Genomic DNA, 24,745 nt, shown 5'->3' with positions numbered 1-24,745 from the left:
AGCTGTTAGCCCTGTACTCAAAGCGTCGCCCTATCCGCTTGGCGCCTCCTGCGCCGTTAACAAGCGGTCCGCGACATGTGATGGCTTAGCGTCGCGCGGGACCACCCTTCGGATATCCACCGCTGCAACACCCTTCACTAAACATGCCATACCGCCCGGCACAAGAGCAAACCGAGCAAATCCGCGCCGCAGCGTCGTTTTTTGCCCGGATGACACGGATTTTCGCCGTTTGCGACCATTCAGCAGCCGCTCCAGCGTCCCGTCACGACACGGTCGCGGCCATCAAGATCCGCGTAAACGTGGATATCCCGCGCACCCTGCTGTTCAAACAACGCCGCTACCGCATGCCCCTGTGTCGGCCCGATCTCCACCATCAGGCGTCCACCGGGGGACAGATGCGTCGCAGCCCCCGTCACGATGATCCGGTAGGCATCCAGCCCGTCCTCTCCGCCTTCAAGGGCGACACGGGGTTCGAACCGGCGCAATTCGGGCGCCAGGGCCGCCATCTGCGATGTCGCGATATAGGGCGGGTTGGACACGATCAGGTCAAAGCGGCCCTCGACATCATCGAACCAGTCGGAAATGCCAAGATCCGTCCGCGAGGTCAGTTTCAGAGTGGCGGCATTGCGCTCCGCCACCGCCAATGCGTCGCCCGAAAGGTCGATGCCGGTCCCGCGCGCGTGCCGTCGCTCGCACAGCAGTGTCAGCAGGATACACCCTGTCCCGGTGCCCAGGTCGAGCACCGTTTCAAAATCCGCCCCGAGCGCCTGTACGACCAGGGTTTCGGTTTCCGGACGCGGATCCAGAACCGTGGGCCCCACCTCGAAGCTGCGTCCGAAGAACTCCCGCCGCCCGATCAGATGCGACACCGGCTCGCGCAGGGTGCGCCGTGCTATGAGGCGGTCAAACTCCCTGGCGCCCTCAGGGCTGCAATCCTCAGGCAGAAGCAGGATCAGCCGCCCCGGATCAACGCCGGCCGCATGGGCAAGAAGACGCCGCGCGTCTCCCGCCGCGCCCGGCACACCCGCCGCCTCCAGCCGCGCCGCCCCCTCGCGCAGGAGTGCCGCCCAGCAACGGGGTTCACTTCGCACCGCGTTCATTCGTCCATCTCGGCCAGAAGCGTGGCCTGTGCATCCGCCGTCAGCGCGTCGATCACGTCGTCCAGGTCCCCGGCCATGATCTGGTCAAGCTTGTAGAGTGTCAGGCCGATGCGGTGATCCGTCATCCGGCCCTGCGGAAAATTGTAGGTGCGGATGCGCTCGCTCCGATCACCCGACCCAACCTGAGCGGCGCGCACGGCGCTGCGGGCGCTGTCGGCGCTCTGCCGCTCCATGTCGTAAAGCCGCGAACGCAGCACCTCCAGCGCGATTTCGCGGTTGCGGTGCTGGGATTTCTCGGAAGAGGTCACGACAATGCCACTGGGAATGTGGGTGATACGCACCGCGGAATCCGTGGTGTTGACATGCTGACCGCCTGCCCCCGAGGCGCGCATCGTGTCGATGCGCAGATCATTGGGGTCGATCCGCACGTCCACATCCTGCGCCTCCGGCAGGACAGCGACGGTGGCGGCGCTGGTATGAATGCGGCCGCCTGACTCCGTTTCCGGAACCCGTTGCACCCGATGCACGCCACTCTCGAACTTGAGCCGCGCGAAGACATCCGCACCCTTGACATGGGCCACGGCCTCACGGACGCCTCCCAACTCGCTCTGCTGCATCTCCACGAGGTCAAAGCTCCAGCCCCTTGCCTCGGCATAACGCTGGTACATGCGCAGCAGATCGCCCGCGAAAAGGGCCGCTTCCTCGCCCCCGGTGCCGGGCCGGATCTCGATGATCGCGGGGCGGCGATCGGCCTCGTCACGCGGCAACAGCGCCATCTGCAACTCGGCCTCCAGCTCGGGGCGGCGCGCATGGAGCGCCTCCAGCTCCTCCTCGGCCAGCGATTTCATTTCCGGGTCGGAACGCATCGCCTCCGCGGCCTCGATTTCTTCCAGAAGAGTCCGATAAGCGGCAATTCTCTCGACCACCGGGCGCAGTTCGGCATACTCGCGGCCAAGCTGCGCGATATCGCCCCCGCCCGAGGCCATCTGCGCTTCGAGATACTCGAAACGCTCGACGATCTGATCAAGCCTGTCCATCGGAACCATGCCGCGCATGTCACCCATCGTCACCGATTGGTCAAGCCTGAGGTATGTGCTATAATGGCCGCATGATCGCACGAATGTCCCTTTTCCTGCTTCTGGCGTCTCCGGCGTTTGCCGATGCCAACATCGGCGGAAAGACCGTGGATTGCTATTGCACCGACCGGCAGGGTGACAGGATCGAACTCGGCCAGACCATCTGCATGCAGGTGGATGGAAGGATGTTCATGGCCCAGTGCCAGATGTCTCTCAACAACCCCATGTGGCGCAAGGTGGCCGATGGCTGCCTGTCATCCACCCTTCCCGAAGCGCTCCAGCCAGCCGTCGATGCGGGCAGCGTTGACTCCTAGGTCGGAGCGCCCGAACCGCAGGCGGCCATAGATCTCGATCTGTGGTCCCGAGAGGCGCACCGTGGTGTAATCGGGAAAGCCGAACAGCACCGACCGTGTGACATAAGTGATCTTGCCCTCGTCCACGGAACCGGCCAGGAGCTTGGTTCGCGGGGTATCGCGGATGATCGCATCCAGCCGCGAAAGCCCGTTTTCCCCGGCGCCGACAATCCGCATCGCCCCGCCTTCGAGATCGCGATTGGTGATCCCGCCCGGCATGCGGTGCCAGGTCTCCGGGTCGGTGGGGGCAAGCCGGACATAGGCAGCGACCCCCAGAAACAGCACCAATATCCCGACAACCGTCCACGAAAACCAGCGGATCATGCCCGACTTCCTTTCACTTTATCCACAGGCTGCACAAAATATTGTGGATATCTTTGACGTAATGCCGAATGACATCGTTGGAGTGCGTTGCGCCGGATCGGGGTCACCCGCCCCGTCATCCTGCGGCTGCGCCGCTGCTGCGGCGTCGCGTCCATCCCCAAAGGCAAATCAGTTCCATCGCCACATGCGCCCCGGCCACCGCCGTGATACCCGAGGGATCGAAAGGTGGCGACACTTCCACCACGTCCCCGCCCACCATGTTTATACCGGCAACATCGCGCAGCAGGATCGCCGCCTGTCCGCTGCTAAGCCCGCCCCAGACCGGCGTGCCGGTGCCCGGCGCGAAACCGGGGTCAAGGCAGTCGATATCGAAACTGACATAGGTCGGCGCATCGCCGAGGATCCGGCGGATCCGTGACGCGCAGGCGGCCGGACCGTCCTCGTGGACCTCCCGCGCATCTATCGTGTGAACGCCCAGATTGTCGGCATTCACCGTGCGGATACCAACCTGAACCGACCGCTCCGGATCGACCAGCCCTTCCTTGACCGCCTTGTAGAACATCGTGCCATGATCCACACGCGCCATGTCGTCATCAGGCCAGGTATCGGAATGCGCATCGAATTGCAGCAACGAAAGCGGCCCGAACTTTTCCGCATAAGCCCTTAGAATCGGAAAAGAAATATAATGATCTCCACCCAGTGTCACGCTTGCTGCGCCTGCCGCCAGGATCGAGCGGACATGATCACGCAGCGCATCGGGAAAGGCGGGGATGTCGGCGTAATCGAAGGCCAGATCACCGTAGTCCACGATATTCAGTTCCTCCAGCGGGCTGAAACCGGCCCAGCCGTAAGGCGGATCGCAGGTCTGCAACGCCGACATTTCGCGGATCGCCCGCGGTCCCAACCGTGTGCCGGGCCGATTGGTGACAGCCTGATCAAAAGGCACCCCTGTCACGGCCACGTCAACACCGGCCAGGTCCTTGCTGTAGCGTCGGCGCAGGAACGAAGGGGCGCCGCCAAACACGTTCTCGTGGCTCAAACCGCGTGAGCTTTGCCGCGTAAATGCTTGATCTACCTGATTGGCTGCATCCTTCAATGCCATATCACCCTCCCCGCATCACATGTCAGCCCACCGGTGCCGCGCGTTCGACCATCCGGGCGAAGAACGACGCGCCGACCGGCGCGACAGCATCGTTGAAATCGAACCCGGCATGATGCAGGGGCGCGGCCTCGCCCTGTCCAAGGAAAAGAAACGCGCCCGGGCGCGCGTTCAGCATGTAAGAGAAATCCTCGGCGCCCATCTCGCGCTCCCGATCCGTGATCACCGCCGCCTCGCCGGAAATCCGGCGCGCCACCGCTGCGGCGACTTCGGTGCAGGCCGGATCATTGAGCGTGGGCGGGTACCCTTGTTCGATCTCCACCCGCGCGCTGACCCCGTAAGAGGCCGCCTGCCCGGCCACGACCTCGCGAATGCGGCGCAGTGCCATGGCCCGAATATCGGGATCGAAACTGCGCATCGTACCGTTCACATAAGCGGTTTCGGGCACGATATTCTCGGCGCTTCCGGTGTGGATCTGGGTGATTGACACGACCAGATCCCTCAACGGATCAAGATTGCGGCTGATGACCGATTGCAGCGCCTGCACGATACCGGCCGCGGCGACAACCGGGTCGCGGGTCTGGTGCGGATAAGCGGCATGTCCGCCTTGCCCCTCGACATGGACATGCAACGTGTCCACCGCGGCCATCAGTGGGCCCGACGCCGTCTCGAAACTGCCCGGCGCGATACCCGGCATGGTGTGCAGGGCATAAACCTCGTCCACGCCGTGCCGGTCCAGAACACCATCCTCGACCATCAGGCGGCCACCGCCCGGGCCTTCCTCGGCAGGTTGGAATATCAACACCGCACGGCCAGCGAAATTGCGAGTCTCGGCAAGATATTTCGCCGCCCCGAGAAGCATCGTCGTGTGTCCGTCGTGCCCGCAGGCATGCATGCAGCCCGGCACCGTCGAGGCGTATTCCAGCCCCGTCGACTCGAGGATCGGCAGCGCATCCATATCAGCGCGCAGGCCCGTCACGGGCCCCTCGCCATGCCCTTCGATCACGGCCACCACCCCAGTGCGCGCGATACCCGTCTCGATCGTTTCGATACCGAACTCCTGCAACCGTGCGACCACGAACTCTGCCGTCGCATGGCAATCGAGGCCAAGTTCGGGATGGGCATGGAGATGCCGCCGCCAAGCCTTCATCTCGTCCTCGAACCCGGCGATCCGGTTGATTACGGCCATGTCTGGACTCCCGCTGCTGCGCGCTTCAGGGTTCACTCAATCCCAAAGACGGAGCGACTGCAATGCCCGACGATCCGACGCCTCCAAACCGTACCGGCCCCGCAGCGATGGATCGGCTTCTTGACGTGATGCGGCGTCTGCGCGACCCCGAAACCGGCTGCCCCTGGGACATCGAGCAGGATTTCGTCACCATCGCTCCCTACACGATCGAGGAGGCATACGAAGTCGCCGACGCGATCGAACGGAGCGATTGGGCCGATCTGCGCGGAGAACTGGGTGATCTGCTTCTGCAGGTCGTGTTCCATGCCCAGATCGCCAGCGATCGGGGGCTGTTCGCCTTCGAGGATGTTGCCGATGACATCGCCGCAAAAATGGTCGCGCGCCACCCGCATGTTTTCGGTGACGAAGACCGCGACAAATCAGCGGCACAGCAGACCCGCGACTGGGAGGCGATCAAGGCCGCCGAGCGCGCGGCCAAGTCACAGACCGGCGTGCTTGACGGGGTCGCCGCCGGCCTTCCGGCGCTTTTGCGTGCGGTGAAATTGCAGAAACGCGCCGCCCGCGTCGGCTTCGACTGGCCGGATTCGGAGCAGGTGCTCGACAAGATCACCGAGGAGGTCGCGGAACTGAACGAAGCCGCGGAGGCCGGAGCCCGCGATCAGATCGCCGAGGAGTTCGGTGATTTGCTTTTCGTGATGGCCAATCTTGCCCGGCACATGAACATTGATCCCGAAGCCGCGCTTCGCGGCGCCAATGCAAAGTTCACCCGCCGCTTCGCCGCGATCGAAACGGCCCTGTCGCGCGACGGGCGCACGCCGGAAGAGTCGGACCTTGCGGAGATGGATGCGCTCTGGGACGCGGCCAAGATCCGGGAACGCGCGGAAAGGAAATGACCGGCGCCTTGCGGACAAGCGCGCACCGGCCCCCCAACGTGCGGCGCACATCCACCGCGACGATGGACTATTGCACCACGTCCATGCATCCTGATCCCGAAAAGGAGAATGTCGCATGAGCGCGCGCAAGATCATCATTGATACCGATCCGGGACAGGACGATGCGGTGGCGGTGCTTCTTGCACTGGCCAGCCCCGAAGATATCTCGGTCCTCGGTATTACCTGTGTTGCCGGCAATGTCCCGCTTGATCTGACCGCCCGGAATGCCCGCATGGTCTGCGAACTGGCCGGCAAGACCGATATTCCCGTGTTCGCAGGGTGTGACCGCCCGATCGCCGGTGCTCTGATCACCGCCGAACATGTACACGGCAGAACCGGGCTTGACGGTCCGGACCTGCCGATGCCGAAAATGCCCCTGCGCGACCGGCACGCGGTGGATTTCATCATCGACACGCTGCGCACAAACCCACCGGGCACCGTGACGCTCTGCGCGCTCGGGCCACTTACCAACCTCGCCACCGCCTTCGAAAAGGCGCCAGATATCGTTGAAAGAGTTCAGGAAATCGTGCTCATGGGCGGGGCCTATTTCGAGGTGGGCAACATCACCCCGGCCGCCGAATTCAACATCCACGTCGATCCGGAGGCGGCGGCGAAGGTCTTTTCGGCGGGCATGTCGCTGGTGGTGATGCCCCTCGACGTCACGCACAAGGCGCTGGTCACACGCGGCCGAAATGACGCGATCCGCGCGCTCGCCACGCCCGTCGCCATCGCGGTCGCAGAAATGACCGATTTCTTCGAACGGTTCGACAAGGCCAAGTACGGCAGCGAGGGCGCGCCACTGCACGATCCCTGCGTGATCGCTTATCTCCTGCGGCCCGATCTTTTTTCCGGGCGGCATGTCAACGTGGAGATCGAAACCGTCTCGCCCCTCACCCGGGGCATGACCGTTGCGGATTGGTGGGGTGTGACCGACCGTGCGCCGAACGCTTTGTTTGTGGGCGATCTGGATGCAAATGGATTCTTTGCCCTTCTGACCGAACGGTTGTCCCGCTATTGATCGTTGATTTCGCCCTGCTATCCTTGTGCCTATGGCAATTGCGCAAAGATGTCTTACCTTGCGGTCATGACCCTGAGCATCCCGTTCGACAACAGCTATGCGAAGCTGCCGCCCAAGTTCTACGCGCGGCTCGATCCCATGCCGGTTCGCCAACCCCGGTTGATCCGTTTCAACGAAGCGTTGGCCGAAGACTTGGGGATCATGTCGGGCGATTCTTCCGAGTTGGCGGAAGTATTTGGCGGAAACCGCCCTCCGCACGGTGCGGCACCCCTGGCGCAAGCCTATGCCGGCCACCAGTTCGGCGGTTTCTCGCCGCAGCTCGGTGACGGTCGCGCAAACCTTCTGGGCGAGGTCGTGGACCGCGACGGCCGGCGGCGTGACATCCATCTCAAGGGCTCCGGTCCGACACCGTATTCAAGGATGGGTGACGGGCGCGCATGGCTTGGCCCGGTGCTGCGTGAATACGTGGTATCCGAGGCAATGCACGCCATGGGCGTTCCCACCAGCCGTGCACTGGCCGCCGTCGCCACCGGAGAACCCGTATACCGGGAAAATGGCGCCATGCCGGGCGCCGTCCTTACCCGCGTCGCATCAAGCCACATCCGCGTTGGAACATTTCAGTTCTTTGCCGCGCGCCGCGACACCGAAAGCCTGAAGGCGCTCTTCGAATATACGCGAGACCGCCATTATCCCGACTGTGCCGATCCGGCGGAACTGTTGCAGGCAGCCATCGCGCGCCAGGCCGGGCTGGTGGCGCAATGGATGGCGGTTGGCTTCATCCACGGCGTGATGAATACCGACAACACTGCCCTTTCGGGCGAGACAATTGATTATGGCCCCTGTGCCTTCATGGATGTCTACCATCCCGTCACGGTATTCAGCTCGATCGACGCGCACGGGCGCTATGCCTATGACAACCAGGCCAACGTGATCGTCTGGAACATGGCGCAGCTTGCCTCCTGCCTCGTGTCTCTCATGCCTGACGAGAATGTCGCGGTCGAGGAATTCACCCGCATCGTTCACGACATGCCCGCGCAGATCGAGGCCGAGCGCCTGCGCCTGTTCGGCCGCAAGATCGGCCTTGCCTCCCCGGGCCAAGAAGATGCCGCCCTTGTTGACGGGCTGCTGGAGGCGATGGCCGCGCAGCAAGCCGATTTCACGAACACCTTCCGTGCCTTGGCAACCGGGGGGGCACGCGATGAGTTCACGGATCCGACCGTGTTCGACAAATGGGCCGAAGGCTGGCAGCAGCGCCTCGCGCAAGAAACAGGAAGCACAGAGCGCATGCTGGCCGCGAACCCGGCCTACATCCCTCGGAATCACCGCATCGAACAGATGATCGCGGCCGCCGTTGCCGGGGACCATGCGCCGTTCGAACGGCTGCTGGCCGTCCTTCAAAACCCCTACGAGACACAGGATGGTGCCGAGGATCTGACCAGGCCGCCGGAACCATCGGAAGTGGTTCACCAGACATTCTGCGGCACCTGAACGCGGGCTATCTGCGTCGCTTGAAGTATCTCGGATTGCGGCGGATGAAGTCGTCGATGATCGCACCCAGCCCGCCACGCGCCTGTCCACGCAGATAAGCGAATCCCGTGCCCGCCCCGACGGCTGCGCCGATCATGTTGACAATCAGGTCGCCCATCGTGTCCAGAAGACCGGTTCGCTGCATGTTGGTTTCGAAGAGTTGATCCACGGCAAACTCGAAAAGTTCCCACAAAGTGCCCATGGTCACCGCGAAACAGAACGCGAAAAACGCAAGCGCCAGCGGTGGCGCGGCGTAGCGATCGCCCTGGAACATCATGAAAACCAGGACAAAACCGATCATCCCGAAGCCCAGTGCCGATCCCGCATGCATGGCGATATCCCACCACCAGAATCGTTCGTAGAAGCTGAAGACCTCCCCCAGAAACAGTGTTGCCCCGATGAATATCAGAATGGCGGCAACGAAACTCGGCGGCACGTAGATTTCGGCCCAGCGGGCTATCACCACCGGCACGACCGACAGCACGAGTGTCGCCAGCGCCACGAAGGCCAGTGGCCAGCGGCCGGCCAGGACGGCACCGAACGCCACGACCAGCAGAACGGACCACAAGATCCGTGCCAGCCAGGTCTGCTCGGAAAACATGCGCGACACCTCACAGGTCGGCGGTTAGGGTTGCATCATGAGCCTACCGGTTTTTCGCGTCGCAAGCTACAACCTGCAGAAATGTATCGGCTGGGATCTGCGCCGTCGCCCGGATCGCAGCCTCAAGGTGATCGAGGCGACCGGCGCACCCTTGGTAGTCCTGCAGGAAGCCGACAAGCGCCTGCCGCCGCGCCCGGCCGCGCTGCCGCACGACCTGCTGGAAGCCCATGGATGGCGTGCCCTTCCCTTCGGTGCGCCGGGCGGTTCTTTGGGATGGCACGGGAACGCAATGATCATGCGCCCGGATCTCGGGATCCGTGATACCGCACATATCGAGCTTCCCGGGCTTGAACCCCGCGGGGCGGTCTGTGCTGACCTAGAAACGCCGGTCGGCCCGCTGAGAGTGCTGGGTCTGCACCTGGGGCTTGTACGGCGTTACAGGATCTTGCAACTCACCACGATCATCCGTGCCCTTAGGGACCTGCCACAGCGCCCCACGCTGCTGGCCGGGGATTTCAACGAATGGGGGGCCGGCCGCGACCTTCAGGCGGTGCTGCACGGCTTCAGGCTGATCTCCCCCGGGGCGAGTTTTCCCTCGCCCCGACCTGTTGCGCCGCTCGACCGCTTTGCAATCGGCCCGGGGCTTACGCTGCACGACAGAGGTGCCCTGCGCAGGAGTCCGGCGCGCGTCGCCTCGGATCACCTGCCTGTCTGGGCCGAGATTGCTCCGGACCGGCCATAGACGCTGGCGGGACAGTCACACAGATGCTAGCAGAGGCCGAAAAGGGAAAGGGCCGGCGATGACGATACTCCAGATCACTTCGCTGCTGATCGTGCTGGCCGGGCTTTTCGGCGCGATAAATTACCTTTTCCTGAAACTGCCGACTGCGATCGGAATCCTTCTTGTCGCGCTTCTGTCCTCGCTGGGGGTGATGGGGCTGGACATGGCGGTCCCGTCGCTCGGGATGGCTGCCGCGGTCCGCACCGAGGTGTCGGGTATAGAGTTCTCCGACGCCCTCCTGGAGGGGATGCTGGGCCTTCTCCTGTTCGCCGGCGCGCTGCATGTCAGGATCGCGGATCTGCGGGCGCAGTGGCGTCTGGTCTTTCTCATGGCCACCATCGGCATCGCGCTTTCAACGGTGATCGTGGGGGTGGGGTTTTCCTGGCTGACGGGCATGCCTCTGCTGGTGGCCCTGGTCTTCGGCAGCCTCGTCTCTCCCACCGACCCGGTTGCGGTTCTGGGCGTCCTTCGAGAAGCCAACCTACCCCGATCCCTGGAAACCAAGATCGCCGGCGAAAGCCTGTTCAACGACGGCGTCGGCTACGTGGTCTTCCTGGTGCTTGTCGGAATGGCCTTTCCGGAGGATGGCAGCCAAGCCGGCGGCCTTGCGGACGCCGCAAGGCTTTTCGTTCAGGAGGCACTCGGTGGTGCAGCGCTCGGGTTGATCCTGGGATGGCTCACCTTCCGGATAATGCGCCGTATCGACGATTACTCACTCGAGGTGCTGCTGACGCTCGGGCTTGCGTTCGGCGGATACGAGCTTGCCGTCTACCTGCATGTATCGGCGCCGATAATGGCCGTCTGCGCCGGGTTGCTGATCGGAGATGTGGGCACCCGCCACGGCATGAGCGAGCAGACCCGCCACTACGTCGAGGCATTCTGGAAACTGATCGACGAGATCCTCAACGCGGTGCTTTTCCTGATGATAGGGTTCGAGGTCTTCGCCATTGCCTTCGAAGCCGAATTCCTGATCGCCGGCATGTTGTCCATCGCGCTGACGCTGCTGGCGCGTCTGGCGGCGGTGGCGGTGCCGGTGTTGCTTCTCAAACCCTTCCGGAGCTTTTCCAGCGGGGTGATCCCGATCATGACATGGGGTGGCCTGAAGGGGGGCATTTCGGTCGCGTTGGCCCTGTCCCTGCCAGAAAGCGACTGGAAGGCGCCGATTCTGACGGCAACCTACATGATCGTCATCTTCTCGATCATCGTGCAGGGCCTTACCGTCACGCGTCTGGCCAACCGGATGGGACGGTCCCCCGAAATGGTCTGAGCGTGGCGCGGAGCCCGGGACCAAACCCGTCGCCCGCCCTGCCCCCCGCGACACCCGGTCACGGGCCGATATGCCGGGCGACGATTTCGTGAACGCTTCGGGCCTCGACTGAAAGCGCCGAGGCGGGCATTCTGACGCGGCGCAATCCAGCGTTGCACGATGGTCGAAAGGAGCCTCATGCCACCACACCAGGCGCGCGATCCGGTCGGAAACGGCCACCTGCCGGGCACCCAAACACCCGCACAGGGGAGCAGAGACGCGTTTGCCCGGCCTGACAGAGGGTGCGATGCCTGACAGGCTCCGTCAAAGCCGTGCCCGAACCGGGCTGGTCCTTCAGGGTGGCGGCGCCCGGGGCGCGTACCAGATCGGCGCGCTGAAGGCGATCGCCAAACTGACCGCCCCCGAACGGGCGCCATTCCCGATCATCTGCGGCACATCAGTGGGCGCGATCAACGCGGCCCCTCTGGCCGCCTCCGCGCAGAATGTTCGCCGTGGCGTGGCCCGTCTGGAAACGGTCTGGCGCGGCCTTCATTGTTCATCGATCTACGATACCCGCATGCGGGCGATCATGGCCACAAGCGCACATTGGCTGTTCACACTCGCCCTCGGGGGGCTCGGTGTCGGCAACCCCTGCGCGCTGCTGGACAATGCACCACTGGGTAATCTGCTGAACCGCGAATACGGGCGGGACGGACTTAGGCGCGCCATCGATTCAGGCGCGCTGCGGGCGTTGTGCATCACCGCTTCAAGCTATGGCGGCGGACAGGCGATCAGCTTCTTCGAGGGAGCGCCGGATATCGAGGAATGGGACCGCGCCCGCCGTCATGGCCGGCGCACGGAAATCGGTGTGCCCCATCTCATGGCGTCGTCCGCCCTGCCCTTCATGTTTCCGGCCGTGCGTATCGACGACGAGTATTACGGCGACGGGGCGCTGCGTCTGACCGCCCCCTTTTCCACCGCGATCAGGGTCGGGGCGGACCGCCTGCTGGTGATCGGGGCACGCGACAGCCTGGACCCCGTGGACGGCCCGGGCGGCGCCCCTGAATATCCATCCATAGGTGAGATGGCAGGGCATGCCCTGGACATCCTCTTCAACGACAACCTCGACGCGGATCTTGAGCGGCTGAACCGTGTCAACCGTACCCTCGCGCTTCTTCCCGAGGATGCCCGACAGGAAACGGACCTGAGGGTGATCGACACCCTGATGCTGGAACCGTCCCGCGACTTGCGCGACATCGCGGCCGAGCACATGCAGGAAATGCCCACCACGATCCGCCTTCTGTTGCGCAGCCTGGGAAGCTGGGGAAGCAACGGCCGGCTGATCAGCTACCTTCTTTTCGAGCCGGGGTATATCGGCGCCCTGATCGACCTTGCCTATGATGACACGATGCGGCGCGCGGACGAAGTGCGCGCCTTCTTCGATCGCCCGGGCTGTGAGGACACGGCGGAACGCGGCGGTTAGGCCGGGTTGCTCCGGATCGGCGCCCGGGCGGACGCGTGCCCGTCTCCGGACCGTTTCCGATTGAATGCAACACGCTATAGCAGCGCGTCGAGCCCCGTTCATCGTGGCGGCAGTGTGCGCAGGATATTGCCATCGCGACAATCCTTCGTGACAGTCAAGGACCACGCCTCTATAGTTACGTCGAAAACGGTCGGGGAACAGACCGGCGGGCATGTCAGGCAACGAGACGGGCAAATATCATGAACAACATAACCAGACGCGGATTCACCCTTGGTGCTCTTGCGGGCGTGCCGGTTCTGGCCGGTTGCGGCAATGGCGTCGGCAGCAGGGGCCCCCAGAAGATCGACGCGCGTGTCGATGCGACCGTGAACTACCTCTATTCCAATTATCCCAACACCCGGACCCTTGCGGACAAATCGGCGGGCATGCTGGTCATGCCGCTGATGACAGAGGCGGGTTTCGGCTTTGGTGGCGGGTATGGCCGCGGGGCGCTCAGGATCAACGACACGACCGTCGATTACTACTCGGCCACGAAAGGCAGTTTCGGCCTGCAGATCGGGGCGCAGCAATTCGCGCATGTCCTTTTCTTCATGACAGAGGACGCGCTTCAAGGGTTCCGCCGGTCTTCCGGCTGGGCCGCAGGGGCGGATATCGAGTACGTGTTCCGCGACGTGGCAGAGAACCTGCGCGCCGAAACCACGACCTCGATCGCGCCCGTGGTGGCAGTGATTTTCGGTCAGGCGGGGCTGCTTGCGGGCGTTTCGCTGGAAGGGATGAAATACACCCGCATCATACCCTGAACCGGCAGCCACACGACGATCAGTGTACGGTGAATTCCCCGATCATGTTGCGCCATTCCCCCGGTGCAACCTGCTTGCGGTGACTGAAGCGAACCGAGTGCAGCGGTCCGTCTATCTTGTTCTGCCAGAATTCAATGAACTCGAAAAGACGGGGATGGTCCGGGGCGAGATCATATTCCTGCCAGATGAAGGTATTCAGCACATGCGCATGGTCCGGCATGTGGTAAAGGAATTCCGCCGTTGTCAGGCCATAGCCCTTGAGCATCAATTCTGTTTCGGACCGCTCCATTCTCGAACCTCCTGTTGTCTGCTCCGTCCCATGATGCCCGATTGGAATTACTTTGCAATGAAAACAATATGTTATCACGGGGCCCAGGTGGCTGCCAATCGCTCCGCGCGGTAGCCATTGCAGGCAACATCAAGGCTCTGATATAGTCCGGACAACAAGATGTAGAACATATGCGCGGGACTGGCAGCAACGTGAGCGATACTCCACAACCTCCTGAAAATCCTGAAGAAAACATGCCCGAACGGCCCGTGTATGACGGTCCCTCCATTTCGATTTCAGAGGAAATGAAGGCGTCCTACCTTGATTACGCGATGAGCGTGATCGTCTCCCGCGCGATTCCGGACCTGCGTGACGGTCTTAAGCCGGTGCACCGGCGCATACTCTATGCGATGCACGAAACCGGCAACACCCATGACAAGCCCTACCGCAAGTCCGCGCGTCCGGTGGGTGACGTGATGGGCAAGTATCATCCCCACGGTGACAGCGCCATATATGACGCCCTGGTGCGGATGGCGCAGGATTTCTCCATGTCGCTGCCACTCCTCGACGGCCAGGGCAATTTCGGCTCGATGGACGGGGACAATCCCGCGGCGATGCGCTATACCGAAGTCCGCATGGATGCGCCCGCGCAGGCCCTTCTGGCCGATATCGAAAAGGACACCGTCGACTTTCAGGACAACTATGACGGCAAGGACCGGGAACCGACGGTCCTGCCGGCCCGGTTTCCCAACATGCTGGTCAATGGCGCCGGCGGCATCGCGGTCGGCATGGCCACCAACATCCCGCCCCACAACCTTGGCGAGGTGATCGACGCGACACTGGCCCTCATAGACGATCCCGATCTGGATTCGGCCCAGCTCATCACCCACATTCCCGGCCCCGACTTTCCCACCGGGGGCATCATGCTTGGCCGGTCAGGGGCACGGAAGGCCTATCTGGAAGGACGCGGCAGTGTCATAATCCGGGCGCTCAGCCGGATCGAGGAACTGCGCAAGGACCGTTATGCGATCGTCATTGACGAGATCCCCTACCAGGTCAACAAGTCCGCGATGATCGAGAAGATCGCCGAGGCCGCCCGCGAAAAGAAGATCGAGGGAATCGCCCACGTGCAGGACGAAAGTGACCGCAACGGCGTGCGCGTGGTCGTCGAACTCAAACGCGATGCGACCCCTGATGTGGTCCTCAACCAGCTTTACCGATTCACCCCGATGCAGACATCCTTTGGCTGCAACATGCTCGCCCTGAACGGCGGCCGGCCGGAGCAGCTTACCCTGCGCCGGTTCCTGACTGCCTTCATCTCGTTCCGCGAAGAGGTTGTGGCGCGCCGCACCGCCTTCGAGCTGCGCAAGGCGCGCGAGCGTAGCCATGTCCTGTGCGGGCTCGCAGTCGCGGTCTCGAACGTGGATGAAGTGGTGGCGACGATCCGCGCCTCGGCCGATGCCGCGGAAGCCCGCGAAAAGCTGATGACCCGCCGCTGGCCGGCCGAAGACATCCTGGAATACATCGCCCTGATCGACGATCCCAAGCACCGGGCAAACGAGGACGGCACCTACAATCTCAGCGAAACCCAGGCCCGCGCGATCCTCGACCTGCGGCTCCAGCGGCTGACCCAGCTGGGCGTGCGCGAGGTTACCGACGAGTTGCGCGAGCTTGCGGGAAAGATCAAGGATTACCTTGCGATCCTCGCCAGCCGGGACCGGATCATGGCGATCATCTCGGACGAACTGCACGAGGTGAGGGAAAAATTCGCGGTGCCCCGCCGGACCGAGATCGTCGACTGGTCCGGTGACATGGAAGACGAGGATCTGATCGAGCGCGAGGATATGGTCGTGACGATCACCCAGGGGGGCTACATCAAACGGACCGCCCTGGCCGATTTCCGCGCCCAGAAACGCGGCGGCAAGGGCCTTTCCGGCATGGCGACCAAGGACGAGGACGTGGTCACCACGCTTTTCGTTGCCAACACCCATACCCAGCTTCTGTTCTTCACCACCGACGGAATGGTCTACAAGCTCAAGACCTGGCGGCTGCCGCTTGGCGGGCGCACCTCGCGTGGCAAGGCGATCGTCAATATCCTTCCGATCCCTTCCGGCGTATCGATCGCAGCGGTGATGCCTGTCGATCGGCCGGAAGAGGAGTGGAAAGAACTCCAGATCGTCTTCGCCACCAGCGCCGGGGATGTGCGCCGCAACGCGCTTTCGGATTTCACCAACGTCATGCGCAACGGCAAGATCGCGATGGAACTTCCCGAGGGTGTCGAACTGGTCAACGCGCGGATCTGCTCGGAAGACGATGACGTGATGCTTGTCACCGATTCCGGCCGGGCCATCCGTTTCCCCACGACAGAGGTGCGGGTGTTCAAGGGGCGCAAATCCACCGGCGTCCGTGGCATTCGCCTGCAGGATGGCGCAAGGGTGGTATCCATGTCTGTGATCCGCCATTTCGAGGCCACCTCGGATGAACGCACGGCATATCTGAAGATGCGCCGCGCAGTGGCCGGCCTGGCGGACGAGGCCGAAACCGAGGATGAGGAAAGCACGCAGGGCGGCTCCATTTCCCCTGAACGCTATGCTCAAATGTCAGCCGCCGAAAACCTGATCCTCACGATCACGGCCAAGGGCACCGGAAAGCTGAGTTCAAGCCACGATTACCCGGTGCGCGGGCGCGGCGGGCTGGGCGTCCAGGCCACTGACCGGGCGATGCGGGGCGGGCCATTGGTAGCGTCCTTCCCGGTCGAAATGGATGATCAGATCATGCTGGCGACATCGCGCGGACAGTCGATCCGCGTTCCGGTCGACGGCATATCCTTCCGGTCACGCAGCGCGGGCGGTGTGAAGGTTTTCAACACCCGGGCCGGAGAAGAGGTGGTCAGCGTGGCCTGGATCGCCGAACAAGGGGGCGACGAGACCGGAGACGACAGCGCCAACGACACATGACGCCACCGAAAGGACCCGGACAGCAAGCCTCGTTCCCGACAGGCCACAAATTGTCTCGTTCCAGCCCGTTTTCACCATCCCGCCGCACCATTTCTGACGAATTTGAGCGCGATCCTGCATGTCGCGCCGGTCGTTCGTTCGGCCGTGCAGGTGGGTGACTCTCCCGCCATGTTGACCGCAAGGGAACTGACCGGGGTGACTACCGTGGACCATCTTGACGAACGCTGGATCAACCAGACCGGGCAGAACATCATCCGGGTTGTCATCGGATCGTATTTCACCGCCGTTTCGCTTGATCTGATCTCTGGCGTTGACCAGCGCGCCCTGTTCGCGACGGTCCTGGGTCCCGAGAGTGCCGATCTGATCGGGTCCGCATTATTGCTGGGGCTGAGTGTCGCTTTCATGATCGGCGTCACGCTGCGCCTGACCGGATTGATGCTGGCCCTGTTTGTTTTCACATCCAGCCTGATCCAGAATTTCCTCGCCTTCGAGATCAACAACATTTCGGATTTCTGGCGCGATCTGACGCTCGTCTGCGCGGTGATGATGTCCTATTCGTTCATCACCGCCAAGGCCGAGCGTGAAGCCTCCATCGTTTCACGCACCGTCCGTCCGCAACGCACCGCTCTCGGGGAACGGGCCAGGCGCTCCCTTCAGGCCGAGATCCGGGCCGCGCTTGCGACAGGCGGAACCCGGGCCGCGAATGAGCCCGGTGCGCCGGATGACGATGGATCCGGGGAAGAGAGGGCCGCCTGGCCGAGCGAGAGGCCCGCGGATACTGGCGGCACGCAGGCAAGCAACGACGAAAACATCTTCGTCAAGATCTGAGCCGGTCATTCAGCCGCGGTGAAGAGTGCCGAATTTATCCGATAGATAACCCATGAGCGGCCCCTCGTCCGCAGTCGTGCCGCACGCGCGTTCGATAAGGTCTCGCGGTTCGTGCAGCCCGCCATGACGCTGCACGTTTTCCCGCAACCATGCCGTGGCCGGCCCGGGGTCACCCTGCGCCAGATGCGAATCGAGATCCGGAACCGCCCGTCTCAACGCCTCGTGCAGGGCCCCGGCATAGATATTGCCCAGGGTGTAGGTCGGGAAATATCCGAACAGCCCCACCGACCAGTGAACATCCTGCAGACATCCCAACGAGGCACGCGGCACCTCATAGCCGAAATCGGCCTCGAAGCGATCATTCCAGGCCGCCTCAAGATCATTCACGGCCAGATCACCGGACACAAGGGCACGCTCCAGGTCAAATCGCAACATGACATGCAGGTTGTACTGAACCTCGTCCGCCTCGGTGCGGATATAACCACGATGCAGGCGGTTGACCGCGGCATAAAAGGCCTCTTCGTCCGGTGCGCCCGGATCTCCGAAGGTGTCACGCATCTGCCCGTAAAGCCAATGGCAGAAGGGGCGGGACCGGCCCAGTTGATTTTCATACAGGCGGCTCTGGCTTTCATGAACCCCCATCGAGACGCCCCGCCCGACCGGCGTGAAGGCGTAATCGGCCATGACCGCCTGCTCATAGCAGGCATGCCCGGTTTCATGAATCGTCGAGTAGAGGCAGTTGAATGGATCATCGGGGCTGCAGCGGGTGGTTATGCGCACATCCGTGCCCGACCCGCTGGAAAATGGATGAACCGCCTTGTCAAGACGACCACGATCCATGTCATACCCGAATGCGATCGCCAGTTTCCGCGCCAGCGTCAGCTGCGCAGCCTCGTCAAACCGGCCCCTGAGGGGCGGCGCCTCGACCCCATCCAATGCCGCCTCCCGCAGCGCAACCAATCCGGGCCGCATTCTTGCAAAGCAGGCGTCTATACCCTCCGCGCTCGCGCCGGGTTCAAAATCGTCAAGAAGGGCATCGTAGACGTCTCCGCCATCCGCAAGCGCCGCGCCCTCCTCGCGCTTCAGGGCAACGACCTGTTCCAGAACCGGAGCGAACCCTTTGAAATCATCCGCGGCGCGGGCATCGGCCCATTGCCCCTGTGCCCGGCTGGCCAGGCTGGCAAGTGCCGATGCCAGATCGCCCGGCACCCGGCACAATCGCTCATGACTTCGCCGGATATGGCGCGTCTGTGCGCGTGCCACCTCATCAAGCGTATCGGGCTCCGCGCGTTCCAGCCATTCACTTATACGCGGATCAGTCCGCCTTGCATGAATCATTGCCCTGAGGGCGCCGATTTCTTCGGCCCGTTGCGCCGCGGACCCCTGCGGCATCATGGTTTGCTGGTCCCAGGCGAGACGTCCGGCCACCAGGTCCAGCGCCTGGGTCCGGCGTTCATGTGCCATCAGATCCTCGTAAGCGGACAATGCCGCGCTATCGGAAACATTCATTTCACTGGTCCCTCACAGATTGCGACATCGGATAACGGCTCAGGAACCGCGTCCGCAGAATCAAGACCCAGACGACGACACCCAGAAGCTGGTGCAGGATCGCCACCTGCCACGGCGCCGCGGTCATGACGGTCACGACACCCAGCACGATCTGAGCCAGCAACGCCACAAACGCCATGTTGAAAGCCTGTCGCGTGGCCCGATGGGCACTGCCCTTTCCCCTGAGCCAGACGACAACGGAAAAGATCAAAAGCAGATAGCCCGTCATCCTGTGGATGAATTGTACGGTCCCGGGGTTCTCGAACAGGTTTCGCCACCACGGATCCAGCACCCAGATGTCCGGCGGCAGAAACGCCCCGGCCATCAGCGGCCAATCGGTATAACCGCGTCCCGCGTCGATACCGGCAACCAGAGCCCCGATCAGGATCTGAACGAAGGTGAAGTGCAGCCAACCCGTCGACAGCCTGACCAACCGCGTCTCACGGTTGCGACGGGCCTGCATGAGATCACGCTCTTCACGCCCCAGTAGAAAGACATACCATGCAATCAGCCCGAGAATCACGAAGGCGAGCCCCAGATGCACCGCCAGCCTGTACGAGGCGACATCAAGCATGGCCCCCGAAAGCCCCGAGGAAACCATCCACCATCCGATGGCCCCCTGGACGCCGCCCAGAAGACCCGGCAACAGGAGCCGCCCCGTCCAGCCCGCGGGAATCCGGCGCAGCACGAGGAACCCCAGGAGTCCGGCCGCCCAGACCAGCCCGATCAACCTGCCCAGCTGCCGGTGGCCCCACTCCCACCAGTAGATCACCTTGAAGTCCGACATGGTCATCCACGAGTTCTGAAGCCGGAACTCCGGGATTTTCTTGTACTTTTCGAATTCCGCCTGCCAGGCCGCGTCGCTCATCGGTGGCAGGGCGCCCGTCACCGGCTTCCATTCCGTGATCGAAAGCCCGCTGTCGGTCAACCGGGTAAGCCCGCCCACGGCGATCATCGCAACGACCAGCGCAAAGAGGACCATCAGCCAGATGCGGACTGCCCGGCGCGCCCCGCGCCGGCCGCTGTCGATAAGGCCGCCCGACGGCCCCGTGGCCTCGGGCGTCTCGTCGCCGACCTCTTCGAAAATGTTGCGTTTGTTGCTCATCCAGCCTTCTCCTGCCTTGCAACCGCGAAAGTAGATCGGGCCGCGCGCGCCTTCAAGCGCCACGGAGCGTTTCGACGCCTCGTCATATGGGCCTCTCACGCCGCGCGCTACTCGTCCCGTTCCTTCCACCGCACCATCTGCCTCAGCACACCATGGAGCATCTGCACGTCGGAGCGGGTCAGCGGTAAACGCGACCACAGGTTGCGCAGGTTGAGCTTCATCCCCGCCGCCTTCTGCTCGGGAAAGAAGAAACCGGCGGTTTCAAGGCGCTCCTCGTAATGCGTTGCCAGCTTCTCGATCTCCAGGTTGCTGGCCCAGTCGGAGCCGGCCAGTTCCATGCGTTCCAGCGGCGCGGACCCTTTGGCGCGCTGCCATTCATAGGCCGTCAGCAACACGCATTGTGCCAGGTTCAGGCTGGGAAAATCCGGGTTCACGGGCACGTTGATGACGGCATTGGCGCGCGCGATATCCTCGTTCTCCAGGCCCGCGCGTTCCGGGCCGAACACCACCGCCACGCGCCCGCCCTCGGCGATCAGCCTCGCGGTCTGCTGCATGGCGCCCTCCGGTGAAAGGACCGGCTTGGTCAAGCCGCGCGCGCGTGCCGTGGTGGCGAAGACATGGGTGAACGGCGCCAACGCCCTGGCGGTATCTTCGGCCAGAACCGCCTCGTCCAGCAGCCTCCCGGCGCCGCTGGCCATCGCCACGGCCTTCTGGTTGGGCCAGCCGTCGCGCGGGGCGACGACATGCATCCGGTCCAGCCCGAAATTCCACATGCCGCGCGCTGCCGCACCGATATTCTCGCCCATCTGTGGACGCACCAGCACGAAGGCTGGTTGCTTGATGTCTGTCGGCATCCGTCTCTCCCTCGACATGCGTCTCTTATGCGAGGATCAGGGCGCGGGAAAGTCCCGCGCGCGCATTCTTCGGTTTCGCTGTCTCCCGCATGACGCGAAAGCCTGCTATTGCCTCCCCGGCGAACGAGACGGAGACGGCGTATGGCCTATGACGAGGGACTTGCCGAGGTGATGCGTGATGACCTTGGCGCACGGGACGGGATCAGCGAAAAGAAGATGTTCGGCGGGATCGCTTTCCTGCTCAACGGCAACATGGTGTGTGGCGTCCATGGCGGCGGCGAACGCCGGACGCCTGCCGCCGAAGTAGACGTTCCGGCCTTTCCCCGGTATAGGGGCGCGACCACCCAGAAGGAACGCCGCGATGGCCGAAACCGAGCAACCGCAGATCTACCTGATCACCCCGCCCGACCCCGAACTGGTACGCTTTCCCGCCCTTCTGGCAGCGGTTCTCGACGCGCATGAAATCGCCTGCCTCAGACTGGCCCTCTCCAGCCATGACGAGGACCGCATCGCGCGCATTGCGGACGCTTGCCGCGAGGTCGCCCATGCCCGCGACGTTGCCGTGGTCATTTCCAGCCATGTGATGCTGTCGGAACGCCTGGGCCTGGACGGGGTGCATCTGGATGATGCCGCCCGCTCGGTGCGCGCGGCACGCAAAACGCTGGGTCGCGATGCGATCGTCGGGACACATTGCGGCGCGTCGCGCCACGATGGCATGAATGCCGGTGAGGCCGGAGCGGACTACGTGAGCTTCGGACCGGTGGGTGAAACCACGCTTGGAGACGGGCGCCGCGCCGAGGCCGAACTTTTTGAATGGTGGTCGCAAATGATCGAATTGCCGGTCGTGGCCGAGGGGGGGCTGACCCCTGATCTGGTCGCCGAACTGGCCCCGGTGACGGATTTTTTCGGTGTCGGGACGGAAATTTGGTCCTCCGATGATCCGGCGTCGGCGCTCGGGGCGTTGATAGCAGGGCTTCGCGGTTAATCTGCGAGACGACGTTCTGGCGGCATGCCCGCGCGCACAGCAGCTTCGCAATGCGTCGCAAGCGCTTTTCGGCCCGGAAAATCCGATACGTCCACCGGCGCATGATAGACCACCGTCACCGCACCGCACCGCGCAGCCGACAGCACTTTCAGCATGTGGCTGCCGAAGGACATGTCTCCCCACCAGCCGTAAAATCGTGTATCCTGCCCACGCGGTGCTTGATAGATCACGCTCACCGGCTGGACCCGCAGATGGTCGCGCAACCCTTCCGCAAAGAATGCCTGAAACAGCGTTGACCGGAACGGCAGGACCCGCAGACCGTCGGTCGAGGTGCCCTCGGGGAAGAAAAGCAGCCGGTGTCCGGCCTGCAACCGACCCTCGAAAATCTCTGTCTGCCGACGAGCCTGCCTTGGATCCCGATCGATGAAAACGGTTCCGGTCAAGCGCGCCAGAAGCCCGATTCCCGGCCATCCGGCCACCTCGGACTTGGACACGAAATAGACCCGTTTGCGCGCATTCAAAGCGAAGATATCGAGCCACGAGGAATGATTCGCCACCACCGCCCCGGCCCCGAGCATCGGACGGCCCTCCATGCGGTGCGCGAGTCCCAGAACCACGAGTGTCGCGCGGCAAACCGCCTGGGTTATATAAGGTGTCACCGGACGCCGCAGGCCGCACAGGAGGCTTTCGGGCGGGCGCAGGGCGGCGGTCACGAGCACACCCGTCAAGAGGATCACGCACATGGCCATCATCCGGCTTCCCGCGCGTAGCCAGCCGGCCACGGTGATCCGCACCTCGGGCGGTGCATCATCCGGGGACCACGTGAAGCTCACACCTCCGCTCTCCCCGCATAGATGCTGCGCCGGATCTTGCTCAATCGCTCGGTATCCATGACAAGACAGACATCCGTGGTGTTGAATTCCCGGTCCACATAGGCCCCTTCCCCGACGGCGCCCCCGAGGCGCAGATAGGCCTTGATCAGCGCTGGCACCTGCAGCATCGCCCTACGGCGGTCCAGCGCGTCTTCTGGCAGAAGGTCCATGCGCTGAAAATGGTCCGGCAGCGCCCGGACCCGAAGGTGCTCGGGCGCAAGGTGCCTGTGATGAAGCAACGAAAGCGGGCTGGCCAGCGCGCCGGGATCGGTGCCATGGAAACTGGCAACCCCGAAAAGAATACCGATCCGGTGTTCGGCTACATAGCGGGCCAGCCCCTGCCACAGGTGATACATGCCGGGTCCGCCACGATACGTCGTGTCAAGACAGGAGCGCCCGAGTTCCATCAACCGGCGCCCCGACGTTTTGAGAACCGACAGATCATACTCATCCTCGGAATAGAAGCGCCCGAGCCGCGCCGCCTGATCGTCCCGCAGAAGCCGGTAAACGCCGACGACGCTGTCCATCGGGTCCGGTCCGCGCGTTTCATCAATCAAGAGAAGGTGATCGAAATCGGGGTCGAACCTGTCCTGCTCCAGCCGCGCACCATGATCGACGAGAGGTCCGTCGCCACCAAGTTCCTCGACAAAAACCCGGTAGCGCAACCGTTGGGCCGCGCGGATCTCGGACATGCCGGCCGCCAGCCTGACAACGAATTGCGGATCGTTGCGTTCCATCGCCCCTCCCGGGCTACGCCTGTTCAGGTTCTATGGAAGCGGGGCGTCGAAAGCAACACGACGGCCCGGCCCTGACAATGAGAAATACACCACTTCAGGTTGTATTAATCATATGGTAACCTTGATCATGGATCAGTGACGGGCAGAAGCGCGATGCGCGCGCCGTCGATGACAACCTTGCCGACTTCGGGGAAATTCACCGTGATCTTGCCGGCGACATTGGACTGTACCTGCCCGACGCCCCAATCCGGGTTCTGCGGATGCTCAACCCGCATACCGGGTTCCAGAATGGCGTTCATATCGTCCATCGACCGGGCCTCGCCTGATCCTGCAGGCCGGCCATGACCGATCCTGACAGGAAATTCGCCGCGCTCATCACCTCGCGAATCTGCCATGACCTTATCAGCCCGATCGGCGCCATCAACAACGGTCTGGAACTGATGGCCCTGGCCGGTGCAAGGGAGGGGCCGGAACTTTCCCTGGTGTCCCAGAGTGCCGCGGCGGCGGATGCCCGGGTAAGGCTGTTCCGGCTGGCCTTCGGCCAGACCACGGGTGAGGAGCCTGTCAGCGCCGCGGACATGCGCAGCATCCTGGGCGGTGTCTATCACGGCCCCCAGCAAGCGGAATGGCACATCGAAGAACCGTTGCCGCGCAAAATCGCCCAGGCCTGCCTTCTGGCCATGATGTGCGCCGCGGACTCGATCCCGGCACAGGGCCTCCTTCTTGCCGAAGGCAACGGGGCGGCCGTCCGGATCACGGCCCAAGGCACGCATCCGCAACATACACAGGCGCTTTGGGACCTGCTGGATGGACGGCCGGCCCCGCCGGAGCTTTCACCCTCGAAGGTACAATTCGCGCTCCTCCCAGCCCTGCTGGCGGAAATCGGACGCCACGCCTCGCACAGCCCGACCGGCAACGGCGTTCGAATCGAGTTCTAGGCGGCGTCTGCATTTAGCTGATCCAAGCCATTGCGCATGCGAGATCAACGAAGGCTTTGAATGAGCTGACGGATTTCTCGCAACGCAATGCGATCCTGCGGAAGCGTTTGATCTTATTGAAAAA

At 63.2% G+C, this 24,745-nt stretch carries 25 protein-coding genes and 1 pseudogene; 12 read left to right on the top strand and 14 right to left on the bottom strand.

What is annotated here, in order from left to right:
• Positions 1 to 239: 239 nt before the first annotated feature.
• A complete protein-coding gene (prmC, locus tag DQW77_RS05740) occupies positions 240 to 1,100 on the bottom strand; it encodes a peptide chain release factor N(5)-glutamine methyltransferase (protein ID WP_113257244.1) in 861 nt (286 codons plus the stop codon).
• The gene (prfA, locus tag DQW77_RS05735; protein ID WP_113257369.1) at positions 1,097 to 2,146 is read right to left on the bottom strand and encodes a peptide chain release factor 1; all 1,050 of its coding nucleotides are present in this window, start codon (positions 2,144 to 2,146) and stop codon (positions 1,097 to 1,099) included. The genes prmC and prfA overlap by 4 nt, the downstream gene beginning before the upstream one ends.
• Before the next feature lie 74 nt (positions 2,147 to 2,220).
• On the opposite strand from prfA, the gene DQW77_RS05730 reads away from it, so the two are divergent.
• The gene (locus DQW77_RS05730; RefSeq protein ID WP_113257368.1) at positions 2,221 to 2,490 is read left to right on the top strand and encodes a hypothetical protein; all 270 of its coding nucleotides are present in this window, start codon (positions 2,221 to 2,223) and stop codon (positions 2,488 to 2,490) included.
• Here the strand turns inward: DQW77_RS05730 and DQW77_RS05725 are convergent.
• From DQW77_RS05725 to DQW77_RS05715, 3 genes are all read right to left on the bottom strand, one after another.
• Positions 2,431 to 2,853, bottom strand: a complete 423-nt coding sequence (locus DQW77_RS05725; protein WP_113257243.1) for a DUF1499 domain-containing protein — start codon at positions 2,851 to 2,853, stop codon at positions 2,431 to 2,433. The two genes, DQW77_RS05730 and DQW77_RS05725, sit on opposite strands and share 60 nt — an antisense overlap.
• A gap of 115 nt (positions 2,854 to 2,968) precedes the next feature.
• A complete protein-coding gene (gene speB / locus DQW77_RS05720; protein WP_113257242.1) occupies positions 2,969 to 3,955 on the bottom strand; it encodes an agmatinase in 987 nt (328 codons plus the stop codon).
• A 22-nt stretch (positions 3,956 to 3,977) separates the two neighbouring features.
• Positions 3,978 to 5,141: a M20 aminoacylase family protein gene (locus DQW77_RS05715; protein WP_113257241.1), complete on the bottom strand. Its 1,164-nt coding sequence runs from the start codon at positions 5,139 to 5,141 to the stop codon at positions 3,978 to 3,980.
• Between the two features lie 62 nt (positions 5,142 to 5,203).
• On the opposite strand from DQW77_RS05715, the gene mazG reads away from it, so the two are divergent.
• The 3 genes from mazG (at position 5,204) to DQW77_RS05700 (ending at position 8,579) form a co-directional block, all read left to right on the top strand.
• Complete coding sequence (gene mazG / locus DQW77_RS05710; RefSeq protein ID WP_113257240.1) at positions 5,204 to 6,034, top strand: nucleoside triphosphate pyrophosphohydrolase; 831 nt, start codon at positions 5,204 to 5,206, stop codon at positions 6,032 to 6,034.
• A gap of 115 nt (positions 6,035 to 6,149) precedes the next feature.
• Entirely contained in the window at positions 6,150 to 7,091 is a 942-nt protein-coding gene (locus tag DQW77_RS05705) for a nucleoside hydrolase (RefSeq protein WP_113257239.1), read from the top strand.
• 66 nt (positions 7,092 to 7,157) lie between these two features.
• Entirely contained in the window at positions 7,158 to 8,579 is a 1,422-nt protein-coding gene (locus tag DQW77_RS05700) for a YdiU family protein (RefSeq protein ID WP_113257367.1), read from the top strand.
• Between the two features lie 7 nt (positions 8,580 to 8,586).
• On the opposite strand, the gene DQW77_RS05695 is transcribed toward DQW77_RS05700, so the two are convergent.
• Entirely contained in the window at positions 8,587 to 9,219 is a 633-nt protein-coding gene (locus DQW77_RS05695; protein WP_113257238.1) for a hypothetical protein, read from the bottom strand.
• A gap of 37 nt (positions 9,220 to 9,256) precedes the next feature.
• Here DQW77_RS05695 and DQW77_RS05690 point away from each other — a divergent pair, with 37 nt between their 5' ends.
• The 4 genes from DQW77_RS05690 to DQW77_RS05675 all read left to right on the top strand — a co-directional run bounded on the left by DQW77_RS05690 (position 9,257) and on the right by DQW77_RS05675 (position 13,529).
• A complete protein-coding gene (locus tag DQW77_RS05690; RefSeq protein WP_113257237.1) occupies positions 9,257 to 9,961 on the top strand; it encodes an endonuclease/exonuclease/phosphatase family protein in 705 nt (234 codons plus the stop codon).
• 58 nt (positions 9,962 to 10,019) lie between these two features.
• Positions 10,020 to 11,267, top strand: a complete 1,248-nt coding sequence (locus DQW77_RS05685) for a sodium:proton antiporter (RefSeq protein ID WP_113257236.1) — start codon at positions 10,020 to 10,022, stop codon at positions 11,265 to 11,267.
• 286 nt (positions 11,268 to 11,553) lie between these two features.
• Complete coding sequence (locus DQW77_RS05680; protein ID WP_113257235.1) at positions 11,554 to 12,729, top strand: patatin-like phospholipase family protein; 1,176 nt, start codon at positions 11,554 to 11,556, stop codon at positions 12,727 to 12,729.
• Positions 12,730 to 12,968: 239 nt separating this feature from the next.
• On the top strand, positions 12,969 to 13,529 hold the full coding sequence (locus DQW77_RS05675) for a YSC84-related protein (protein ID WP_113257234.1): 561 nt from the start codon (positions 12,969 to 12,971) through the stop codon (positions 13,527 to 13,529).
• A 19-nt stretch (positions 13,530 to 13,548) separates the two neighbouring features.
• Here DQW77_RS05675 and DQW77_RS05670 read toward each other — a convergent pair whose 3' ends face one another.
• Positions 13,549 to 13,818 carry an usg protein gene (locus tag DQW77_RS05670; protein WP_113257233.1) on the bottom strand — a complete coding sequence of 90 codons (270 nt, stop codon included), beginning with the start codon at positions 13,816 to 13,818 and terminating at the stop codon, positions 13,549 to 13,551.
• A 233-nt stretch (positions 13,819 to 14,051) separates the two neighbouring features.
• Here DQW77_RS05670 and gyrA point away from each other — a divergent pair, with 233 nt between their 5' ends.
• Together gyrA and DQW77_RS05660 are read left to right on the top strand one after the other, a co-directional pair.
• Positions 14,052 to 16,754, top strand: a complete 2,703-nt coding sequence (gene gyrA, locus DQW77_RS05665; protein ID WP_113257232.1) for a DNA gyrase subunit A — start codon at positions 14,052 to 14,054, stop codon at positions 16,752 to 16,754.
• Between the two features lie 168 nt (positions 16,755 to 16,922).
• A complete protein-coding gene (locus tag DQW77_RS05660) occupies positions 16,923 to 17,582 on the top strand; it encodes a hypothetical protein (RefSeq protein ID WP_147094932.1) in 660 nt (219 codons plus the stop codon).
• Positions 17,583 to 17,591: 9 nt separating this feature from the next.
• On the opposite strand, the gene DQW77_RS05655 is transcribed toward DQW77_RS05660, so the two are convergent.
• The 3 genes from DQW77_RS05655 to DQW77_RS05645 all read right to left on the bottom strand — a co-directional run bounded on the left by DQW77_RS05655 (position 17,592) and on the right by DQW77_RS05645 (position 21,089).
• A complete protein-coding gene (locus tag DQW77_RS05655; protein ID WP_181711204.1) occupies positions 17,592 to 19,067 on the bottom strand; it encodes a carboxypeptidase M32 in 1,476 nt (491 codons plus the stop codon).
• Between the two features lie 25 nt (positions 19,068 to 19,092).
• On the bottom strand, positions 19,093 to 20,235 hold the full coding sequence (ctaA, locus tag DQW77_RS05650) for a heme A synthase (RefSeq protein ID WP_113257366.1): 1,143 nt from the start codon (positions 20,233 to 20,235) through the stop codon (positions 19,093 to 19,095).
• 107 nt (positions 20,236 to 20,342) lie between these two features.
• Positions 20,343 to 21,089 carry an RNA methyltransferase gene (locus DQW77_RS05645; RefSeq protein WP_113257229.1) on the bottom strand — a complete coding sequence of 249 codons (747 nt, stop codon included), beginning with the start codon at positions 21,087 to 21,089 and terminating at the stop codon, positions 20,343 to 20,345.
• Between the two features lie 361 nt (positions 21,090 to 21,450).
• Between DQW77_RS05645 and DQW77_RS05635 the strand changes: the two genes are divergently transcribed.
• On the top strand, positions 21,451 to 22,074 hold the full coding sequence (locus DQW77_RS05635; RefSeq protein ID WP_113257227.1) for a thiamine phosphate synthase: 624 nt from the start codon (positions 21,451 to 21,453) through the stop codon (positions 22,072 to 22,074).
• Here the strand turns inward: DQW77_RS05635 and DQW77_RS05630 are convergent.
• The 3 genes from DQW77_RS05630 to DQW77_RS05620 all read right to left on the bottom strand — a co-directional run bounded on the left by DQW77_RS05630 (position 22,071) and on the right by DQW77_RS05620 (position 23,991).
• Positions 22,071 to 22,907, bottom strand: a complete 837-nt coding sequence (locus tag DQW77_RS05630; protein ID WP_258523712.1) for a 1-acyl-sn-glycerol-3-phosphate acyltransferase — start codon at positions 22,905 to 22,907, stop codon at positions 22,071 to 22,073. The two genes, DQW77_RS05635 and DQW77_RS05630, sit on opposite strands and share 4 nt — an antisense overlap.
• Positions 22,904 to 23,683 carry a GNAT family N-acetyltransferase gene (locus DQW77_RS05625; RefSeq protein ID WP_113257226.1) on the bottom strand — a complete coding sequence of 260 codons (780 nt, stop codon included), beginning with the start codon at positions 23,681 to 23,683 and terminating at the stop codon, positions 22,904 to 22,906. The genes DQW77_RS05630 and DQW77_RS05625 overlap by 4 nt, the downstream gene beginning before the upstream one ends.
• A gap of 125 nt (positions 23,684 to 23,808) precedes the next feature.
• Entirely contained in the window at positions 23,809 to 23,991 is a 183-nt protein-coding gene (locus DQW77_RS05620; RefSeq protein WP_113257225.1) for a DUF3553 domain-containing protein, read from the bottom strand.
• Between the two features lie 33 nt (positions 23,992 to 24,024).
• On the opposite strand from DQW77_RS05620, the gene DQW77_RS05615 reads away from it, so the two are divergent.
• A complete protein-coding gene (locus DQW77_RS05615) occupies positions 24,025 to 24,621 on the top strand; it encodes a histidine phosphotransferase family protein (protein WP_113257224.1) in 597 nt (198 codons plus the stop codon).
• 13 nt (positions 24,622 to 24,634) lie between these two features.
• On the opposite strand, the pseudogene DQW77_RS18460 reads toward DQW77_RS05615, so the two are convergent.
• Positions 24,635 to 24,745 (bottom strand): annotated as a pseudogene (locus DQW77_RS18460) (IS5/IS1182 family transposase); the annotation flags it as partial.

It is taken from the genome of Roseovarius sp. TE539, from assembly GCF_003298505.1.
GTDB lineage: Bacteria > Pseudomonadota > Alphaproteobacteria > Rhodobacterales > Rhodobacteraceae > Roseovarius.
Note: the sequence above shows the minus strand (reverse complement) of the source record. Positions and strands in the feature narration are given on the sequence as shown.

Coding starts and splice junctions, on each gene's coding strand:
- DQW77_RS05620 (WP_113257225.1), bottom strand. CDS start 23,991: ATGGACGATATGAACGCCATTCTGGAACCCGGTATGCGGGTTGAGCAT.
- DQW77_RS05705 (WP_113257239.1), top strand. CDS start 6,150: ATGAGCGCGCGCAAGATCATCATTGATACCGATCCGGGACAGGACGAT.
- DQW77_RS05635 (WP_113257227.1), top strand. CDS start 21,451: ATGGCCGAAACCGAGCAACCGCAGATCTACCTGATCACCCCGCCCGAC.
- DQW77_RS05675 (WP_113257234.1), top strand. CDS start 12,969: ATGAACAACATAACCAGACGCGGATTCACCCTTGGTGCTCTTGCGGGC.
- DQW77_RS05690 (WP_113257237.1), top strand. CDS start 9,257: ATGAGCCTACCGGTTTTTCGCGTCGCAAGCTACAACCTGCAGAAATGT.
- DQW77_RS05725 (WP_113257243.1), bottom strand. CDS start 2,853: ATGATCCGCTGGTTTTCGTGGACGGTTGTCGGGATATTGGTGCTGTTT.
- DQW77_RS05645 (WP_113257229.1), bottom strand. CDS start 21,089: ATGCCGACAGACATCAAGCAACCAGCCTTCGTGCTGGTGCGTCCACAG.
- DQW77_RS05715 (WP_113257241.1), bottom strand. CDS start 5,141: ATGGCCGTAATCAACCGGATCGCCGGGTTCGAGGACGAGATGAAGGCT.
- DQW77_RS05700 (WP_113257367.1), top strand. CDS start 7,158: ATGACCCTGAGCATCCCGTTCGACAACAGCTATGCGAAGCTGCCGCCC.
- DQW77_RS05670 (WP_113257233.1), bottom strand. CDS start 13,818: ATGGAGCGGTCCGAAACAGAATTGATGCTCAAGGGCTATGGCCTGACA.
- speB (WP_113257242.1), bottom strand. CDS start 3,955: ATGGCATTGAAGGATGCAGCCAATCAGGTAGATCAAGCATTTACGCGG.
- DQW77_RS05695 (WP_113257238.1), bottom strand. CDS start 9,219: ATGTTTTCCGAGCAGACCTGGCTGGCACGGATCTTGTGGTCCGTTCTG.
- DQW77_RS05625 (WP_113257226.1), bottom strand. CDS start 23,683: ATGGAACGCAACGATCCGCAATTCGTTGTCAGGCTGGCGGCCGGCATG.
- mazG (WP_113257240.1), top strand. CDS start 5,204: ATGCCCGACGATCCGACGCCTCCAAACCGTACCGGCCCCGCAGCGATG.
- DQW77_RS05615 (WP_113257224.1), top strand. CDS start 24,025: ATGACCGATCCTGACAGGAAATTCGCCGCGCTCATCACCTCGCGAATC.
- DQW77_RS05660 (WP_147094932.1), top strand. CDS start 16,923: ATGTTGACCGCAAGGGAACTGACCGGGGTGACTACCGTGGACCATCTT.
- gyrA (WP_113257232.1), top strand. CDS start 14,052: ATGCCCGAACGGCCCGTGTATGACGGTCCCTCCATTTCGATTTCAGAG.
- DQW77_RS05680 (WP_113257235.1), top strand. CDS start 11,554: ATGCCTGACAGGCTCCGTCAAAGCCGTGCCCGAACCGGGCTGGTCCTT.
- prfA (WP_113257369.1), bottom strand. CDS start 2,146: ATGGTTCCGATGGACAGGCTTGATCAGATCGTCGAGCGTTTCGAGTAT.
- ctaA (WP_113257366.1), bottom strand. CDS start 20,235: ATGAGCAACAAACGCAACATTTTCGAAGAGGTCGGCGACGAGACGCCC.
- DQW77_RS05730 (WP_113257368.1), top strand. CDS start 2,221: ATGTCCCTTTTCCTGCTTCTGGCGTCTCCGGCGTTTGCCGATGCCAAC.
- DQW77_RS05685 (WP_113257236.1), top strand. CDS start 10,020: ATGACGATACTCCAGATCACTTCGCTGCTGATCGTGCTGGCCGGGCTT.
- prmC (WP_113257244.1), bottom strand. CDS start 1,100: ATGAACGCGGTGCGAAGTGAACCCCGTTGCTGGGCGGCACTCCTGCGC.